The sequence below is a fragment of the Nitratireductor lacus genome (assembly GCF_056431025.1).
Genome location: NZ_JBWKMB010000039.1, coordinates 1 through 16,602 on the forward strand (window position 1 = coordinate 1; position 16,602 = coordinate 16,602).

The 16,602-nt window shown below is 61.3% G+C and carries 17 protein-coding genes; 8 read left to right on the forward strand and 9 right to left on the reverse strand.

All coding sequences use genetic code 11. The annotated features are described in order from the left end of the window. Positions 1-182: 182 nt before the first annotated feature. Positions 183-1,268 (reverse strand): recombinase RecA, encoded by a 1,086-nt coding sequence (gene recA / locus AC07E3_RS20940; RefSeq protein ID WP_336065210.1) that lies wholly within the window; start codon positions 1,266-1,268, stop codon positions 183-185. 236 nt (positions 1,269-1,504) lie between these two features. On the opposite strand from recA, the gene AC07E3_RS20945 reads away from it, so the two are divergent. Continuing rightward, positions 1,505-2,455, forward strand: coding sequence for a carbohydrate kinase family protein (locus AC07E3_RS20945; protein WP_478364623.1), 951 nt, complete (start codon positions 1,505-1,507; stop codon positions 2,453-2,455). Between the two features lie 27 nt (positions 2,456-2,482). Next, positions 2,483-3,400 carry a pseudouridine-5'-phosphate glycosidase gene (locus AC07E3_RS20950; RefSeq protein WP_478364625.1) on the forward strand — a complete coding sequence of 306 codons (918 nt, stop codon included), beginning with the start codon at positions 2,483-2,485 and terminating at the stop codon, positions 3,398-3,400. A 71-nt stretch (positions 3,401-3,471) separates the two neighbouring features. Here the strand turns inward: AC07E3_RS20950 and AC07E3_RS20955 are convergent, their stop codons facing one another. The 3 genes from AC07E3_RS20955 to AC07E3_RS20965 form a co-directional block, all read right to left on the reverse strand. Continuing rightward, a complete protein-coding gene (locus tag AC07E3_RS20955) occupies positions 3,472-4,131 on the reverse strand; it encodes a YiaD family glycine zipper/OmpA-like lipoprotein (protein WP_007009806.1) in 660 nt (219 codons plus the stop codon). Between the two features lie 158 nt (positions 4,132-4,289). Next, positions 4,290-5,366, reverse strand: coding sequence for a GGDEF domain-containing protein (locus AC07E3_RS20960; protein WP_083213080.1), 1,077 nt, complete (start codon positions 5,364-5,366; stop codon positions 4,290-4,292). 126 nt (positions 5,367-5,492) lie between these two features. Further along, positions 5,493-6,323 (reverse strand): aldo/keto reductase, encoded by an 831-nt coding sequence (locus tag AC07E3_RS20965; protein WP_478364627.1) that lies wholly within the window; start codon positions 6,321-6,323, stop codon positions 5,493-5,495. A gap of 88 nt (positions 6,324-6,411) precedes the next feature. Between AC07E3_RS20965 and AC07E3_RS20970 the strand changes: the two genes are divergently transcribed. Both AC07E3_RS20970 and AC07E3_RS20975 read left to right on the forward strand, forming a co-directional pair. Then, positions 6,412-7,410 carry an acetyltransferase domain-containing protein gene (locus tag AC07E3_RS20970; RefSeq protein WP_478364629.1) on the forward strand — a complete coding sequence of 333 codons (999 nt, stop codon included), beginning with the start codon at positions 6,412-6,414 and terminating at the stop codon, positions 7,408-7,410. Next, positions 7,397-7,873, forward strand: a complete 477-nt coding sequence (locus AC07E3_RS20975) for a methyltransferase family protein (protein WP_336065223.1) — start codon at positions 7,397-7,399, stop codon at positions 7,871-7,873. Before AC07E3_RS20970 ends, AC07E3_RS20975 begins: the two co-directional genes overlap by 14 nt. A gap of 15 nt (positions 7,874-7,888) precedes the next feature. Here the strand turns inward: AC07E3_RS20975 and AC07E3_RS20980 are convergent, their stop codons facing one another. Continuing rightward, entirely contained in the window at positions 7,889-8,275 is a 387-nt protein-coding gene (locus AC07E3_RS20980; protein ID WP_007009810.1) for a MerR family transcriptional regulator, read from the reverse strand. Positions 8,276-8,837: 562 nt separating this feature from the next. Between AC07E3_RS20980 and AC07E3_RS20985 the strand changes: the two genes are divergently transcribed. Beyond that, on the forward strand, positions 8,838-10,019 hold the full coding sequence (locus AC07E3_RS20985) for an MFS transporter (protein ID WP_336067539.1): 1,182 nt from the start codon (positions 8,838-8,840) through the stop codon (positions 10,017-10,019). Position 10,020: 1 nt separating this feature from the next. Here the strand turns inward: AC07E3_RS20985 and mgtE are convergent, their stop codons facing one another. Continuing rightward, the gene (gene mgtE, locus AC07E3_RS20990) at positions 10,021-11,382 is read right to left on the reverse strand and encodes a magnesium transporter (RefSeq protein ID WP_051556252.1); all 1,362 of its coding nucleotides are present in this window, start codon (positions 11,380-11,382) and stop codon (positions 10,021-10,023) included. Positions 11,383-11,680: 298 nt separating this feature from the next. Between mgtE and AC07E3_RS20995 the strand changes: the two genes are divergently transcribed. Continuing rightward, positions 11,681-12,133, forward strand: a complete 453-nt coding sequence (locus AC07E3_RS20995) for a TspO/MBR family protein (RefSeq protein WP_478364631.1) — start codon at positions 11,681-11,683, stop codon at positions 12,131-12,133. A gap of 53 nt (positions 12,134-12,186) precedes the next feature. Then, positions 12,187-12,465, forward strand: a complete 279-nt coding sequence (locus tag AC07E3_RS21000) for a hypothetical protein (RefSeq protein ID WP_336065229.1) — start codon at positions 12,187-12,189, stop codon at positions 12,463-12,465. Positions 12,466-12,579: 114 nt separating this feature from the next. On the opposite strand, the gene proX is transcribed toward AC07E3_RS21000, so the two are convergent. The 3 genes from proX to AC07E3_RS21015 all read right to left on the reverse strand — a co-directional run bounded on the left by proX (position 12,580) and on the right by AC07E3_RS21015 (position 15,885). Next, complete coding sequence (gene proX, locus AC07E3_RS21005) at positions 12,580-13,590, reverse strand: glycine betaine/L-proline ABC transporter substrate-binding protein ProX (RefSeq protein WP_478364633.1); 1,011 nt, start codon at positions 13,588-13,590, stop codon at positions 12,580-12,582. Between the two features lie 115 nt (positions 13,591-13,705). Next, the gene (locus tag AC07E3_RS21010; protein WP_065817647.1) at positions 13,706-14,638 is read right to left on the reverse strand and encodes an ABC transporter permease; all 933 of its coding nucleotides are present in this window, start codon (positions 14,636-14,638) and stop codon (positions 13,706-13,708) included. After that, positions 14,635-15,885 (reverse strand): quaternary amine ABC transporter ATP-binding protein, encoded by a 1,251-nt coding sequence (locus tag AC07E3_RS21015; RefSeq protein ID WP_478364635.1) that lies wholly within the window; start codon positions 15,883-15,885, stop codon positions 14,635-14,637. Before AC07E3_RS21015 ends, AC07E3_RS21010 begins: the two co-directional genes overlap by 4 nt. A gap of 341 nt (positions 15,886-16,226) precedes the next feature. Here AC07E3_RS21015 and AC07E3_RS21020 point away from each other — a divergent pair, with 341 nt between their 5' ends. After that, the gene (locus tag AC07E3_RS21020; protein ID WP_065817648.1) at positions 16,227-16,475 is read left to right on the forward strand and encodes a hypothetical protein; all 249 of its coding nucleotides are present in this window, start codon (positions 16,227-16,229) and stop codon (positions 16,473-16,475) included. Positions 16,476-16,602: the final 127 nt, after the last annotated feature.

Below are 16,602 nucleotides of genomic sequence, written 5' to 3' on the forward strand. Positions count from 1 at the left end.
CCATCTCGAGCGCTGTCTGTTCGGGGGCCGGTGTCTTCAACATGACCCAGTGAATCAAAAACCCCCGGCAAATGCCAGGGGTTTGTCAGCAGTCTGACCGCCAGCAGGTGGCGGTGTTCTGATTTCATCGGGTTGAAGCGCGCTGGCCCCGCAACGTTGTCCGGACCAGCGAGACCGGGATTCTATTCCTCAGCGTCCCCGCCGTCCTGGTCACCCGGTCCGGTATCATCGAGGAATTTTTCGGCAATCAGGCCTGCATTCTGGCGCAGGGCCAGTTCGATCTCCTGCGCTGCCTCGGGATTGTCATGCAGGAACTGCTTGGCGTTCTCACGTCCCTGCCCCAGGCGCTGCGAATTGTAGGAGAACCAGGCGCCTGACTTTTCGACAATACCGGCCTTCACGCCGAGATCGATCAGCTCGCCCGTCTTGGAGACGCCCTCGCCATACATGATGTCGAACTCGACCTGCTTGAAGGGCGGGGCCATCTTGTTCTTCACCACCTTGATACGGGTCTGATTTCCGACCACCTCATCACGATCCTTGACGGAACCAATGCGGCGAATATCAAGACGGACCGAAGAGTAGAATTTGAGCGCATTGCCGCCCGTGGTCGTCTCCGGCGAGCCGAACATGACACCGATCTTCATGCGAATCTGGTTGATGAAGATCACCATGGTCTTCGACCGGGAGATGGAGGCAGTCAGCTTGCGCAGCGCCTGGCTCATCAGGCGGGCCTGCATGCCCGGCAGGGAATCGCCCATCTCTCCTTCGATTTCGGCGCGCGGCGTCAGGGCCGCAACCGAATCGACCACGATCACGTCAAGCGCACCGGAGCGCACGAGCGTGTCGCATATCTCAAGCGCCTGCTCGCCCGTGTCGGGCTGCGAGATCAGAAGGTTCTCCAGATCGACGCCCAGCTTGCGAGCGTAGACCGGATCGAGCGCATGCTCGGCATCGATGAAGCCGCAAATGCCGCCCTTCTTCTGCGCTTCGGCGACCGTGTGCAGCGCCAGCGTCGTCTTACCGGAGCTTTCCGGACCGTAAATCTCGACAATGCGGCCACGCGGCAGTCCGCCGACGCCAAGGGCAATATCGAGGCCCAGCGACCCAGTGGAGATGGTCTCGATCTCGACCACCTGATCATTGGCGCCGAGCCGCATGATCGATCCCTTGCCGAAGGCACGTTCGATCTGCGATAGCGCCGCATCCAGAGCCTTGGTTTTGTCCACCGAATTATCCTCTACAAGCCGCAATGAATTCTGAGCCATGATACAACACCCCTTCGAGGTCAATGGAGGCGGTTCCGCCAAATCCGCGATAGCCATCTGTACCCTTTTTGTTCTATTTTTGCAATAGGCATTAGAGCATTGAAAAACCTTGATAAATGTAATTTGTTCTATTTTTGTACACATGAGATCACAATCATTGATCCCATGCGCACGCCTGATGCCCGGCGGGAGAACGGACGGACATTCCCGCATCGGGCGATTCGGAAAGTGGCCCGATGAACCTGGTCAACCCGCCCCGTCTGCTTGCCGTCGGCGGCGCTCATATGGACCGTCGCGGACGTCTCGACGCACCGCATATTCCCGCCACCTCCAACCCGGGACGCATGCGCGAAGATGTCGGCGGAGGCATATTCAATGCCGCGCGCATGGCGGGCCGGCGCGGCGTGGCCGTGTCGCTCCTTTCCCTGCGTGGCGGGGATGCGGCGGGCGACACCGTGGCAAGAGCCATTGAAGAAGCCGGGTTCGAGGATCTCTCGGCGACATTTCTCGACCGCGCGACGCCGAGTTACACAGCGATCCTCGATCATGACGGCGAGCTTATCACGGGCCTGGCGGACATGGCGCTCTATGACATGGCTTTCGCCAGACAGATGCGCCGCTCGAAGACGCGGGAGGCAGCGAGCCGCGCGTCCGCCATACTCTGCGACGCCAACATGCCGGCAGAGGCCGTGGCCCAGCTAGCCGCCACCCGCGGCGCAGCACCGCTTTACGCCATCGCCGTTTCGCCGGCAAAGGCCGGGCGGCTCGTACCGCACTTCGCCGATCTGGCTGCGCTCTTTCTGAATGCACGCGAGGCGCGCGGCCTCGCCGGGCTTGAAACCGGTGCCCCGGTCCGGCAGGCGGTGGATTCGCTTCGCGATCTTGGCCTGCGCGCCGCCGTCATCACCGACGGCAGCAGAGCCGTGACCGCCTTTGACGGTGAAAATCACTGGCAAATCGAGCCCCCAAGGGCGGAAACGGTCGTGGATGTCACCGGCGCCGGCGATGCACTGACCGGGGCAACCGTCGCCGCGCTGATGCGCGGCCTGCCCCTTCACGAGGCCGCGCGCGAGGGCGTGGCCGCCTCCGGGCTTGCCATTGCCTCCGCCGCGGCAGCGCCCGAATTCGACGACAGCGCATTCAACGCGGCGCTTGCGCGGGTGCCCGCGCCGCGTTCTGTTTCTTAGGATCAGGACCCTAAAGGAGTTTTTCCCGTGCGTTCCAACAACATTATCGACGTCCACGCGCCCATCGCCGAAGCCCTTGCCAAAGGCAGGCCGGTGGTGGCGCTGGAAAGCACCATCATCACCCATGGCATGCCCTGGCCGCGCAACAACGAGATGGCCGGAGACGTGGAAGCACTGATCCGCGAAGAAGGCGCCGTGCCCGCCACCATCGCCGTTATCGACGGGCGGCTGAAGATCGGCCTGTCGGACCAGGAGCGCGAAAAGCTGGCCCAGGCGAAGGACCCGATGAAACTGTCGCGCGCCGATCTCGCCTTCGCCGTCGCCGAGGGCAAGAGCGGCGGCACGACGGTCGCCGCGACCATGATCGCCGCGCGCATGGCCGGCATAGCCGTGTTCGCGACCGGCGGCATTGGCGGTGTTCACAAGGGGGCGGAGACGAGTTTCGACATCTCCGCCGATCTGGACGAACTGGCACGCACGCAGGTGATCGTCGTCTCTGCCGGCCCCAAGGCGATCCTCGACACGGAGAAGACGCTGGAAGTTCTGGAGACACGCGGCGTTCCCGTGATTGCCTACGGGACCGACACGATGCCGGCGTTCTGGTCGCGCAATTCGCCCTACCCCGCACCGCTGCGCCTGGACACGGCCGAGGCGATCGCGCGCTTCCAGGCGACGCGTACGGCGCTCGGCATCGATGGCGGCATGCTGATTGCCAATCCGGTGCCAGCCGAAGAGGAGATTGCCGCCGATGTGATGGCCGGGCATATCGCAACCGCTCAGCGGGACGCGGACGAGAAAGGCATATCGGGCAAGGATGTGACGCCGTTTCTGCTCGCCCGCATTCTGGAACTGACGGACGGAGCAAGCCTCGTCACCAACATCGCACTGGTGAAAAACAACGCGCGGCTTGCGGCCCGGATCGCCACGGCGCTGGCCGCCGAATAAAGAACGCCAAATACGAAAAAGCCGCCGGCGGGCGCTGGCGGCTTTTCCTGTCTCGTGTCAGGCCTGCGTTATCAGGCGCCGGTCAGCGGCGACAGGCGGATTTCCACGCGGCGGTTCTGTGCGCGGCCTTCCGGCGTCGCGTTGGAGGCGATCGGCTGAGCCTCGCCCTGGCCGATAATCGCAAAACGCTGGCTGCTCGCGCCCTGACCAATAAGGTAATTGGCAACGGCCCCGGCGCGGCGCTGGGAGAGCTCCAGATTGTAATTTGCATCGCCCGTCGAATCAGTGTGACCGAACACGTCGACCAGCGTGCGATTGTATTTCTGCAGAACCAGCGCAACCGAATTGAGCGTCGAATAGAAGGCCGGCTGAATGTTGGCCGAATCGGTGGCAAAGGTGATGTTGGAGGGCATGTTAAGGATGATGTAGTCGCCCTGGCGGGTGACGCTCACGCCCGTACCCTGCAACTGACCGCGCAGCTGCGCTTCCTGCTGGTCCATATAGGAGCCGACCGCACCGCCGGCCAGTGCGCCGATGCCCGCGCCGATCAGCGCGTTGCGGCGGTCATCGCCACCGGCAAGAAGTCCAACGCCTGCACCAGCCAGCGCACCGAGCGCAGCCCCGCCGGCCGTGTTGGAGATTTTCTGCTGACCGGTATAGGGATCCGTGCTGGTCACGCAGCCAGCAGAGAACCCTGCCACGAGCGCAACCGCGATGGATTTCTTCAACATTGTCCGTATCCTCACTTTTAAAAATACCTGCGACCTGGATCGCGCGCAAATCGCCCCTCAAGCCCCCGTGTATCACAAATCGGGCAAAATTCGGCGCAGCTTTCGCCAAACTATAGGCAAAGTTGAGGAAAATGCATCCCGCTACAGAGGCGATGCCATCAATCGTTTCTGTAGAGCAGCCAGTTCTTCATGAACTTGCCCTTCGGAATGCTCGAGAACAGGGTCACGCGGTTGCGGCCATCGACCTTGGAAGCATAAAGGGCCTGATCCGTCTTGGCGTAGAGTTCGTCCGCATTGGCGGCATCGCTTGCCATGCAAACCCCGAGCGAAATACGAATGGGCCCGCATTTGCGGGCGCCCGAACCAATAATGAACTCTGCCTTTTCGACAGCCAGGCGCACCGTTTCGGCAAGCTTTACGGTCGCCTCCTCCGATAAGCCTTCAACGATTATGGCGAACTCCTCGCCGCCGGTGCGCGCGACGAAGCAGTCATCCGTGCACTGGGTTTTGAGTATCTGGGCCACGCCCTGAAGTATCTTGTCGCCGACCGGGTGACCATATTGATCATTGATGGCCTTGAAACCATCTATGTCTGCCAGAATCAGCGCATGGAACATGACCGAGCGCTGTTCGTCGAAAATGCCGGCCATGCGCCTGTCGAACGCCCGCCGGTTCCAGATCCGGGTCAGGGGGTCGGTGTCGGCAAGCCGCTTGTAGCGCTTGAGCTGGGAACGCATCTCTTCAAGCTCAGTGGATTTTTCCTCCATGGCCTGCGTTATCTGGCGTCCCTGCGCGATCGTAGTCTCGGTTGCGGCAGCCATGATGCCCACGATCTTGCGCATGATGTCGTGCGAGATCTCGCTGCGCCCCTTGAGCCCACTGGAGGTCTGGTCGAGGATGACACCGAACTTCTCCAGGGAACTGCGTTCACGACCAAGCAGCGACAGAATTTCCTGGGCGCGCGACGCGATCTGCTCCTGCGCATTCTCGACAACGGTCTGCCGACTGTTCTGTGTGAAGTATTTTAGCGACAGCTTGTCCAGGGCTTCCTGGGTCGGGCGACCGTTCAGTGCTTCAAAATCACGGACGAGATCGCGGTTCGTACCGGTGAAGACCTCGTAGAAGATTTCGTAATTGCGCGGCAGACCGATCACCCCCATGCGGCGCATGGAGCCTGCAATCATACCGGCAATGTCGGTGGGCCCCTTTTCCGGGGCGCCTGAGACCTGCAACATGCGCTATCCACCTTCCCCCAAAGGCATGGGTGCCCGACACCGCGCAGCCGCGGAGCCCATGACAACCTTGGGTACCCTATTTTACATCAGCTAACGCAGGGTTAACCTGCATTCTCCCGAAGGCATTCAGCCCCGGTCCCAGACGGGTGAGAAGTCGTAATCGCAGATTCGGCTTCCTCTCTGCCTCAGGGCCGAGATGGCCCCCATTTCCCCAGCGTCGAGAGAGAAATCGAATATGTCTGCATTCTCGACCAGACGACCCGGATTGCTGGTGCGCGGAATGGCGACCACGCCATCCTGCTGCGTATGCCAGCGCAAGACGATCTGTGCCGGGGTCTTGCCGTAACGTGCGGCCGGGCCTGCGACTGCCGGTTGCGAGAAGAGATCACCGCCGCGCGCCAGCGGGCAATAGGACACCATCGCCATCCCGGCACTGCGGCACGCTTCATGTACCCGATCCTGATTCAAAAACGGGTGATACTCGACCTGATTGGCCACGAGCGGAGCGTCGGAAAAACGCACGGCCTCTGCCAGAAGGGCTGTCGGAAAATTCGACACGCCGATATGGCGCGCAAGCCCGCCTGCGCGGACACGGTTGAGAGCCTGCATGCTCTCGGCCAGATCGACATTCGGGTTCGGCCAGTGGATCAGGAGAAGATCGACATGCTCGAAACCCAGTCGTGCCAGGCTGTCTTCCGCCGAGCGCTCGAGATCGCCAGCGCCGATGTCCGTCCACCAGACCTTGGTGGTCAGAAACACCTCTTCCCGCTTCACTCCGGAGGCACGAATACCTTCGCCGACGGCTTCCTCATTATCGTAAGCAGCAGCGGTATCAATGTGGCGGTAACCGACCTTCAGTGCCTGTGAAACGAGCTCGGTGCAGGCCTGTCCCTTCAAAGTCCAGGTCCCCATTCCCAGAACCGGGATGGATGCGCCGTTCGCCTCAACCGTCTGCATTGAATACCTCTCCGTCTTTCGGCCACTTTTAACGCCGACTAATATAATCACAACATAAAACAATGATTATACCCGGGGCGAACAAGCGATGCGGCATCGAGCGGCAGGCAAATCACGCATCGAAGCCATCGACATTGCCCGTGGCGCCGCACTTGTCGCCATGGCGGTCTATCACTTCGGATGGGACCTCGAATTCTTCGGCTATATGGATGCCGGAACCACCGTCACCGGGGGGTGGCGCCTGTTTGCGCGCAGCATTGCAACGTCATTTCTGTTCCTGGTCGGCGTCAGCCTTTATCTCGCCCATGAGAACCAGATTCGCCGGAGAGCTTTCCTCAAACGTCTGACCATGATCGCCGCGGCGGCAGCGGCGATTTCGGTGGCCACCTGGTTTGCGTTCCCTCAGGGCTTCATTTTTTTCGGCATCCTTCATCATATCGCCGTTGCGAGCCTGCTCGGCCTCGCATTCCTGCGTTTTCCTGCCTGGCTTCTGCTGGTGCTCGCAGCCGGGTTGGTGGCCGCACCGCACTTTCTCAGCGCGCCGTTTTTCGACGCACCGGCCCTTTGGTGGGTCGGGCTCTCCACGTTCCGCCCGCCGTCAAACGACTACGTGCCGCTGGTTCCCTGGTTCGGTGCCGTCCTCGCCGGCATGGGGGCTGCCCGCATCGCCAGAGATACGGGGATTTTTCACGTGCTGGCACTGATGAAGCCGGCGCGCTGGCACCTACCCTTCAGCTTCGCCGGCCGCCATAGCCTCGCCTTCTACCTCCTGCACCAGCCGGTTTTGATCGGCTGTGTGTGGATTCTCGCACAGCTCTGGCCGCCGGCAATGGAACCTGTCGAGCTCCGCTTTACAGCGGCATGCGCGCGCCAGTGCGCGGACACGCGCGATGCAGGTTTTTGCGCCACCTATTGCACCTGCTTCACCAACACGCTCAAGGCCGAAAACCGCCTGGAGGGCATGATGTCAGGGGCGCCTGGAAACAAAACGCAAAGCCGCTTGAGCGAAATCGCCACCGAATGCACTATGCGTGCAGAAACGGGGAGCGATTCTGCGCAGCGGGACCTTTCGAATGAGCGACCATGAACGGCAACCGGCACGCTTTCCCTGGCCGCCCGTCATCTATCTGGCGGCGATCGCCATCGCGGCAACACTCGGCATCTTCTATCCGCTGGCCTGGTTCGGCCCGCCGCTTTCCGACATCCTTTTCGCCATAGGCTGCCTGCTCATTGTCGGGTTCGTGATCCTCGACGTGCAGGCCATGCGCACGCTCCACAGGGCGGGGACGGCAATTCTGCCCACGCGTGGCGCGGATGTCCTGGTGACCACCGGCCCTTTCGCCATCAGCCGAAACCCGATCTATCTGGGAAACTCGATGCTCCTGGCAGGGATTGCCCTGGTCTTGGGCAATCCATGGTTCCTCGTGCTTCTCGTCATCGCCTGTTTCCTGACGCAGAAACTGGCGATCGAACCGGAAGAGCGGCATCTCGCACTGCGTTTCGGCAAGAAATATCGAGACTATCAGAAACGCGTGCGCCGCTGGTTCTGAACCCCTCAACCGGTATCAGGTGGTCACGCCCAGTTCCGCCAGACGTTCCACGCAGGCTTCTTCTGCACGCGAAAGCTCTTCAAGCGTATCTTCAAGATCGCGGCGCTTCTGGCGCAAATCCTGCTGCTTTTCGGAAATCCGCGAAAGCATGAGCTTGAGCTGTCCGATCTCGCCGGGCGGGGCCTTGTAGACCTCTATGATCTCGCGAATCTCGGCAATGGAAAAACCGATGCTGCGTCCACGCAGTATCTGCCGGACGAGATGGCGGTCGGACGGACGGTAGAGACGGGTCCGCCCACGTCGAACCGGCTTGATCAACCCTTCATCCTCATAGAAGCGCAATGTCCGGGTGGAAATGCCGAACTCACGCGTCAGCTCGGTGATGGAGTAGTAATCGCGCATCGCGCTCTGCCCTTTGATGACGGCTCCCCTGTCGCCCATCCTGGACGGTGCCCCAATGGTGAGTGCCGCGTTATTCTTTTACTGGATCATGCAGCAAGCCCGCAGCCTGCCGACGCCCACCCCGCCCAGCCTTCAATCGAGAGCATTTGTTCAACGAGGGGGAGCAAAGTCGCACGGTTCTTACGTAAAAGTCAATTTCCCGAGCAGCATGTACGCAGACATTGCGGGGGACATCTGCCGGTGGGTGGGCGCGCAACCGGAGAAAGCTTTAAACGGACTATCGCGGACGGGACCGCTGCATAAAGGTCCGCCCGTACGACGGACAGCCGAACCGCCTCCATGCAAGGCATTCGGGCTGACAGCACCCCGTTCCCATGGACAGGCGCCGGAGCGGGCGTGGCCCTACGGTGTTCTGTCCCTCTCGGCTATGAAAGCAGACCAGTTCGCGCAGGTTCGGCCGCGCGGGCAAAACGCTTTCGAACAAGGACCGACCGGCTTGCAACTTCGCCCTGCCCATAGCGCCAGCGAAACCGTGATCGACGGTTCCTATGCCTGGTTCCGCATGACGATCGCGCTGCTTCTGGGCACATTCGGCACGGTGGGGCTGTGGGCCTTCGTCGTCGTGCTTCCGCCCATTCAGGCTGAGTTCGGCGTCGACCGTGCGGCGGCCTCCCTTCCCTATACGAGCTCCATGATCGGCTTTGCGCTTGGCAATGTGCTTATCGGGCGGTTTGCAGACCGGATCGGCGTGGCGCTGCCCGTGGCAATCGCGGGTGCAGCCCTTGGCGCTGGCTTCATCGCCTCGAGCTTCACGACCGCGCTCTGGCAGTTCGTCATCCTTCAGGGGCTGATCGGACTCGGCGGCTCGGCCTGTTTCGGCCCGCTTCTGGCGGACATTTCCCACTGGTTCGAGAAGCGCCGGGGAATCGCCGTGGCGGCGGTTGCCTGCGGCAATTATCTTTCCGGTGTCCTCTGGCCGACCGTCATCAAGTTTGCGCTGGAACACACGAGCTGGCGCGTGACGTTTCTCGGCATCGGCATTTTCTGCATCGTCAGCATCGTGCCGCTGGCCCTGCTGATGCGGGCAAGGCCCGATGTGAACCAGGCCGACGATATCACAGCCGCCCATTTGCGACGCCCGGGCGGACGAAAGCCGATCGACCTTTCGCCGCGCACGCTGCAGGGGCTTCTGGTGCTCGCCGGGCTGGGCTGCTGCGTCGCCATGTCGATGCCGCAGGTGCACATCGTCGCCTACTGCATCGACCTGGGCTTCGACATCGCACGCGGCGCGGAGATGCTGTCGCTGATGCTGGGCGCGGGCATTGCGAGCCGGCTGGTTTCGGGTCTGCTCGCCGACCGCATCGGCGGCGTGCCGACGCTGCTGATCGGTTCGGTGCTGCAATGTCTCTCGCTGTTCCTTTACATACCCTTCAACGGGCTCGCCTCGCTCTACATGGTGTCGTTCATCTTCGGTCTGTCGCAGGGCGGCATCGTCCCCAGCTACGCGATCATCGTGCGCGAGTACCTGCCGGCGCGCGAGGCCGGTCAGCGCATGGGTGTGGTCATCATGGCGACCATTATCGGCATGGCGCTCGGCGGCTGGATGTCGGGCTGGATCTACGACCTGACAGGCTCCTATCAGGCAGCTTTTCTCAACGGGATTGCCTGGAACCTCGGCAATATGGCCATTGCCTTCTTCATTCTCTACCGGGCGCGGCGGTCGGCAACACCCCTTCCCGCTTGAACTAGATCCCAAACCACCAAGTGGCGAGGCCGAGGAAGGCGAGGAAGCCGACCACGTCGGTAACGGCAGTCACGAACACGGCTGACGCCACTGCCGGGTCGGCGCCGACCCGGTCGAGCAGGAGCGGGATGAGAATGCCGCCAAGCGCCGCGACGAACATGTTGATGATCATTGCCGCAGCGATGATGCCGCCGAGATTGTAGTCCTGAAACCATGTGGCCGCGACCACGCCGATCAGCGTGGCGAACACGACGCCGTTCAGGAGGCCGACGCCCATTTCACGGCGAATGATGCGACCGGCATTGTAGATGTCGATATCGCGGGTGGCGAGCGCGCGCACCGTGACCGTCATGGTCTGCGATCCGGCATTGCCGCCCATGCCGGCAACGATGGGCATCAGGATTGCGAGCGCCACAACCTTTTCAATCGTATCGTCGAACAGGCCGATGACGGAAGCGGCGAGGAATGCGGTGATCAGATTGACCATGAGCCAGGGGACGCGCGAGCGTGCCGCCGTCCAGACACGGTCGGAGAGTTCCTCGTCACCGACGCCGCCAAGGCGCAGAAGGTCTTCCTCCGCTTCCTGCTGGATGACGTCGACCACATCGTCAATGGTGAGCACGCCGACGAGGCGTTCGTTTTCGTCAACAACGGCGGCCGACAGAAGGTCGTATTTTTCAAAGATCTGCGCGGCTTCCTCCTGGTCCATCGTGGCCGGGATGGCGTGGCGCGTCTCGCGCATCACATCCTCAATCTTCACCCCGCGCTTGGTGCGCAGGATGCGGTCGAGATCGACGGCGCCCACGAGGCGGAAGGTGGGGTCTATGACGAAAATCTGCGAGAAACTTTCGGGCAGGTTCTGCTCTTCGCGCATATAGTCGATGGTCTGGCCGACGGTCCAGAACGGCGGGACCGCGACGAACTCGGTCTGCATGCGCCGACCGGCCGTCTCTTCCGGGTAGCCGAGCGAACGGCGCAGGCGCACGCGCTCGGTGAAGGGAAGCTCGGCCAGAATCTCGTCCTGGTCCTCCTGGTCGAGGTCCTCCAGAATGTAGACGGCATCGTCCGAATCGAGCTGTTCGACGGCGCGTGCGACCTGCTGATTGGGCAGGTTTTCGAGGATTTCGAGACGGATCGCCTCGTCCACCTCGGTCAGCGCGGTGTAGTCGAAATCATCCCCCATCAGCACGACGAGCGCGAGGCGCTGGTCGGGCAAAAGCGCTTCGAGCAGGTCACCGACCTCGGACTGGTGAAGCGCGCCGACTTCCTGGCGGAGCGTGATTGTATCGCGGTCGGCTATGGCTGCGCCGATATGAGCGAGGAACGGCGCTGCAACCACACCGTCTGCGTCATAGATGCCCATGGCTTCCGCGCCTTCGGCGTCAGCGTTTTCGTTCAGTCCTTCCGGTTCGCTCAAATGGACCTCCCTGGCTGGGATCTAAAGCTCTGCATTAAGGCGCGGCCTTCTTCCGGCAATACAGATGCGTGTGCGACACGGCAACCGGGGCGGCGTGCTTTCCGCTTGAGATTTTGATTATGCACCTGACCTGTCAGCGGCGCGGCCCGTCTGGATGGAACGCAAACGATCCTGAAACGTTAATGCCCTGAAGCCAGACAGGTTCCCCCGATCTCGCCCTGCTCCAACACTTCTGGACGTTCCCATGCCCCTTCTGCGCGTTCTCCCGTTTTTCCTTATTCTCGTTGTCGGTGGCGGCCTCGTCATAGGATATGTGACGGCTCCCGGCATCTGGTATGCGGGGTTGAACAAGCCTGCATTCAACCCGCCAGACTGGGTTTTCGCACCCACCTGGTCGGTGCTTTATGTGCTGATCGCCGTGGCGGGTGCACGTGTCTGGCTCAGAGGGCGCCGGGAGGTGGCGATGCGCCTGTGGTGGCTGCAACTCGCACTCAACTTCGCCTGGTCGCCAGTCTTCTTTTCGCTGCACATGATCGGCCCTGCGCTTGTGATCATTCTGCTGCTGGCGGCTACGGTCATCGCCTTCATCATCGCAAGCTGGCGCGTGGACCGCTTTTCGGCGCTCATGTTCCTGCCCTATGCGGCCTGGGTGCTTTTCGCCGGTGTGCTCAATGGCGCAATCCTCCTCCTGAACTAGAAATTTTCTGAGACAACCTGTCGAAACACGCCGGCGCACATTAAATGAATGTCATGAGACTGCCTGTCAGACACATGACCGTCCTGATGGTCGCAGCCGCCCTTGCGGCGGCGCTGGCTGCCGCGCCGGCCTCCGCAGATGAAACTTTAGCGCGCGAGGCAGAGCGTGCGCGGCAGGCACGCATGCAGCGTGACCTGGAACGCAGCCGCGACATGCAGGAGGACCAGCATCAGGAATGGATGCGCGGCCAGCGGGACATTCCGCGCCTGATCACACCGAACACGCCCAATCTGAATGTACCGATCTACACGTCCCCACCCCGGCTTCAGTGAGGACGCCGACCCGCGCTTTGGAACTGCGAACGTAAAAAAACCGCGCGCCGGTCAGAGCGCGCGGTTCGGTTGTTTCAGAAGGCCCGGGGGAAATGAGGCCGCGTATGCAACGGGTTATTCAGCCGCCTTGCGGGCTGCATCCAGCCAGCCATCGACCACATCGCGGTTTCCGGAAATCCATTCCGAAGCCTGCTTCTTGATGTCTTCGGGCTTGTCGGCGCCGTCATTCATTGCCGCATTCTGGGCAAAGATGTCCTCGAGCGGGATCGATGCCGATTTGAGCAGCGTTGCGACGGCCGGGTTTTCCTCAAGGAACCCGGAGTTGGCGACGGGCACGATGTCATTGGCCTCGAAGCCCATGACGCACGGATCGGCAACACAGCCGTCGATGCCGGCAGCAGCGTTCTCATCCGTTGCCTCTTCGGGGACCTGGATCCAGACCACGTCATCACCGATCTTCAGCTCGTTGACGGTCCAGTTGGGCGTCCAGGTGTAGAAGAGGATCGGCTCACCGCTCTCATAGGCAGCAACAGCGTCCGCCATCGAAGCCGAATAGCTCGCCTTGATCTCGTTGATGTGATCCTTGAGGCCATACTCGGTCAGGTGATCCTCAATCGCCACTTCACAGCCCCAGCCGGGCGGGCAGGCAACGAGATCGGCCTTGCCGTCGCCGTCGCGGTCAAAGGCTTCCTTGACCTCGTCGCGCTTGAAATCGTCAAGCGTCTTGATCTCGAACTTCTCAGCCGACGCCTTGTCGACGAGGTAGCCCTGCAGCGCGCCGCCGGCCGCGACAGCACCGATGATCTCGGCAGATGCCTCGAAAGCCGGGCGATAGGTATCGTGGATCGGGAACCAGCCGTTCACCCAGAGGTCAACATCGCCATAGCCGACCGCCTGGTAGAAGGGCGGGTTGTCGAGCGTGGTCGGGCCTTCGACCGTGTAGCCAAGCTCTTCAAACATCTGCTTGTAGATTTCGGCGTGGAACCAGCCCGTATCCCAGGTGGCCTGTGCCATCTTGATGGTCTTGCCGGCACCGGGGCCGTCCTGCGCCATCGCCGGCATTGCGACGGAGCCGAGCAACGCGAGCGCTGCGATTGCGGGAATGGTTTTCTTAAGACCAGTCATAATAAGCAGTCTCCATAAATTCGTGTTCATGAACTGTGGCAGCGCCCGGGTCCTGACCCTGGCCGCCGCCGTGAAAGCGGAACGCGCAGTCGCGTCCCGCGAGACGGACGGTGCCCTATGCGGCCTTGCCCGCTTTTTCTTCGTCACCCGGCTTGCCGAGCGCAAACATCGAGCGCAGCGTCTGCCAGAGCGAAGGCGACTGCACGGCTTTTTTCTCGCCGAGCGATTGTGTGATGCGATCGAGAATGATCGCCAGAAGGACGATGCCGATGCCGCCGGCGGTGGCTGCGCCAACATTCAGGCGCCCAAGGCCCGTATAAACCGTGAGGCCAAGCCCGCCGGCACCGATGAGTGCAGCGATGACCACCATGGACAGGGCCAGCATCAGGGTCTGGTTCAGACCGGCCATGATGGTGCGCAGGGCCAGCGGAAACTGAACTTCCCACAGCATCTGCCAGCGCGTGGAGCCGAAGGCTTCCGCCGCTTCGATCAGATCACCCCGGACATTGCGGATGCCCAGATTGGTGAGACGGATGATCGGCGGCAGGGCAAAAATGATCGTGGCGATGATGCCCGGCACCATGCCGACGCCGAACAGCATCACGATCGGCACCAGATAAACGAAGGACGGGATCGTCTGCATGATGTCGAGAATCGGCCGCACGACGAACAGCACACGATCGCTGCGTGCACTCCAGATGCCGAGCGGAATGCCGATAATGGCGCAGAAGAGCACCGAGGTGATGATCATCGACAGGGTGGTCATGGTTTCCGGCCACAGGCCGATCATGTCGATAAAGGCGAGCGCAACAAGCGTGAAGATGGCGACGCCGCGTCCAGCGGTGCGCCAGGCGATGAGCGTGAGGCCCGCCGTGAAAACCAGCATGGGCAGCCAGTGGAAGAATGCGTCGAGCCAGCCCAGAACGGCCGTCACCGGCGTCTGCATGGCGCGGAAGAACGGCCGGAAATTCGGCACCAGAAAGTCGCGGACGAAACTGTTCACCCAGTCGTCGAGCGGAATCTGAACGAGATCGGCGGGGCTGATCATTGGCGTTCTCCTTTCTGTGCGGAGCTGGCTTCGGCTTCATCCACAGATGCTGCCGTATCGTCGTTTTCCTCGCCCGAGAGCTGGGAAAACACCGCCTGCGGCTCGATCACCCCGGCAAGACGGCCACGCTTGTCGGCCACGGCAATGGGGTAGCCGGCACTCGCTGCGCCATAAAGCTCATTGAGCGGCGTCTCGCGCGAAACGGTCGGGACCTCCGTGACCAGCACTTCCGAAAGGTCGGTGCGGCCTTCTTCGCGGGCGGCAACCGCCAGTTCCTGATAGGTCACGAGACCGGCGATCCGGTCCTCTTCGACCACATAGAGCGCATTGCGGTTGTGCTTTTCCATCAGGTCGAGCGCCTTTTCCGCAGCCCCCTTCTCCCCGAGTTCCACGGTAATCGGACGCTCGGCGACATGGGCAGCGTCGAACACACGCCCCCGATCGATATCGCCAACAAAGGCGGCAACATAGTCATCGGCGGGATTGTCGACGATCTCCTGCGCGGTGCCGACCTGAACGAAGCGTCCGTCCTTCATGATGGCGATCTTGTCACCAAGAAGCAGCGCCTCATTGAGATCGTGGGTGATGAAGATGATGGTCTTCTTGAGCTTTTTCTGCAGGTGAAGGAGCTCTTCCTGCATTTCGCGGCGGATCAGCGGATCGAGCGCACCGAACGGCTCGTCCATCAGTAGAATCTCGGGATTGGTGGCGAGCCCGCGCGCAAGCCCGACGCGCTGCTGCATGCCGCCCGACAGTTCATCCGGATAGCTGTCCGCGTAGGCTGCAAGACCGACCTGCTCGAGCGCGGCCAGCGCCTTCTGGCGCCGCGACGCGGCCCCTTCTCCCTTGATTTTCAGACCGTAGGCGGCGTTTTCGGCGACCGTCTTGTGCGGAAACAGCGCGAAATGCTGGAACACCATGGTGATCTTCTCACGCCGCACCCTGCGCAGGCGTTCGGCCGAGCAGCTCGCCACGTCGTCTTCGTCGATCAGGATCTTGCCATAAGTGGGCGGGATCAGGCCGTTCAATGTTCTGACGAGTGTCGATTTGCCGGAGCCCGAGAGGCCCATGACCACGAAAATCTCGCCTTCGCGGACATCAAAACTGACGTCCTGCACACCGACCGTCTGCCCGGTTTCCTCGAAAATCTCGATCTTGGACTTGTCCTGCTTCAGACCTTCGAGCGCTTTTTCTGGATAGTCTCCAAATATCTTGTAAACATTCTCGACCCGTAGCTTGGGTTTCATGATTCCTCTTGGTTGATTATTTTATGGAAAATGAAATACAGGCCGAACACCTGCAAAATATTTCACATAGGCCTGCATGCTTGAGGTGCATTGTGAGACTTCATTTCGCCTCACACGTCATGTGAAAATACCAGACATGGCTACTGACATAACGCGCGTTATTTCAAATCGCAACAGTGAGTGAAAATTAATTCAGCGTTCAGTCTGATTGAACCGACCGCGGCAGCCCATTGCAGCGCTCCACAGGGCAGAAGCGTTTCTTTCGTCGAAATGACCTGCTAGTGGTAAGCATGCGGGTGGGCGTGCGTGACGCCTGACAGTGCACTTTGAAGGGACGAAGAATGAACGACCGCTACGACGCCTATGCCGCTGCCACCATCGTAACGTTCGGCGCCATTGTGATCGGAGGCCTGATGGCTGCGGCGCTGGCTTTCGGAGAGCGGGATGCGTTCTTTTTTGCGCTCGGAGCAGGCACCTCGGCCTGGGGCGCGGGATATGCCATGTTCCTGGACAGGGCGCGGGTGTTCGTCGGCCTCACCGCGCTCGCCGTGGCGATGTCGATCGCGGCGGCCATTCTCCTGGGCTTCTGAACCTTCAAAAGCAAAAGGGCAGGATCCCCTGCCCTCAGACTGCTGACAAACCCCTGGCATTTGCCGGGGGTTTTTGATTCACTGGGTCATGTTGAAGACACCGGCCCCCGAACAGACAGCGCTCGAG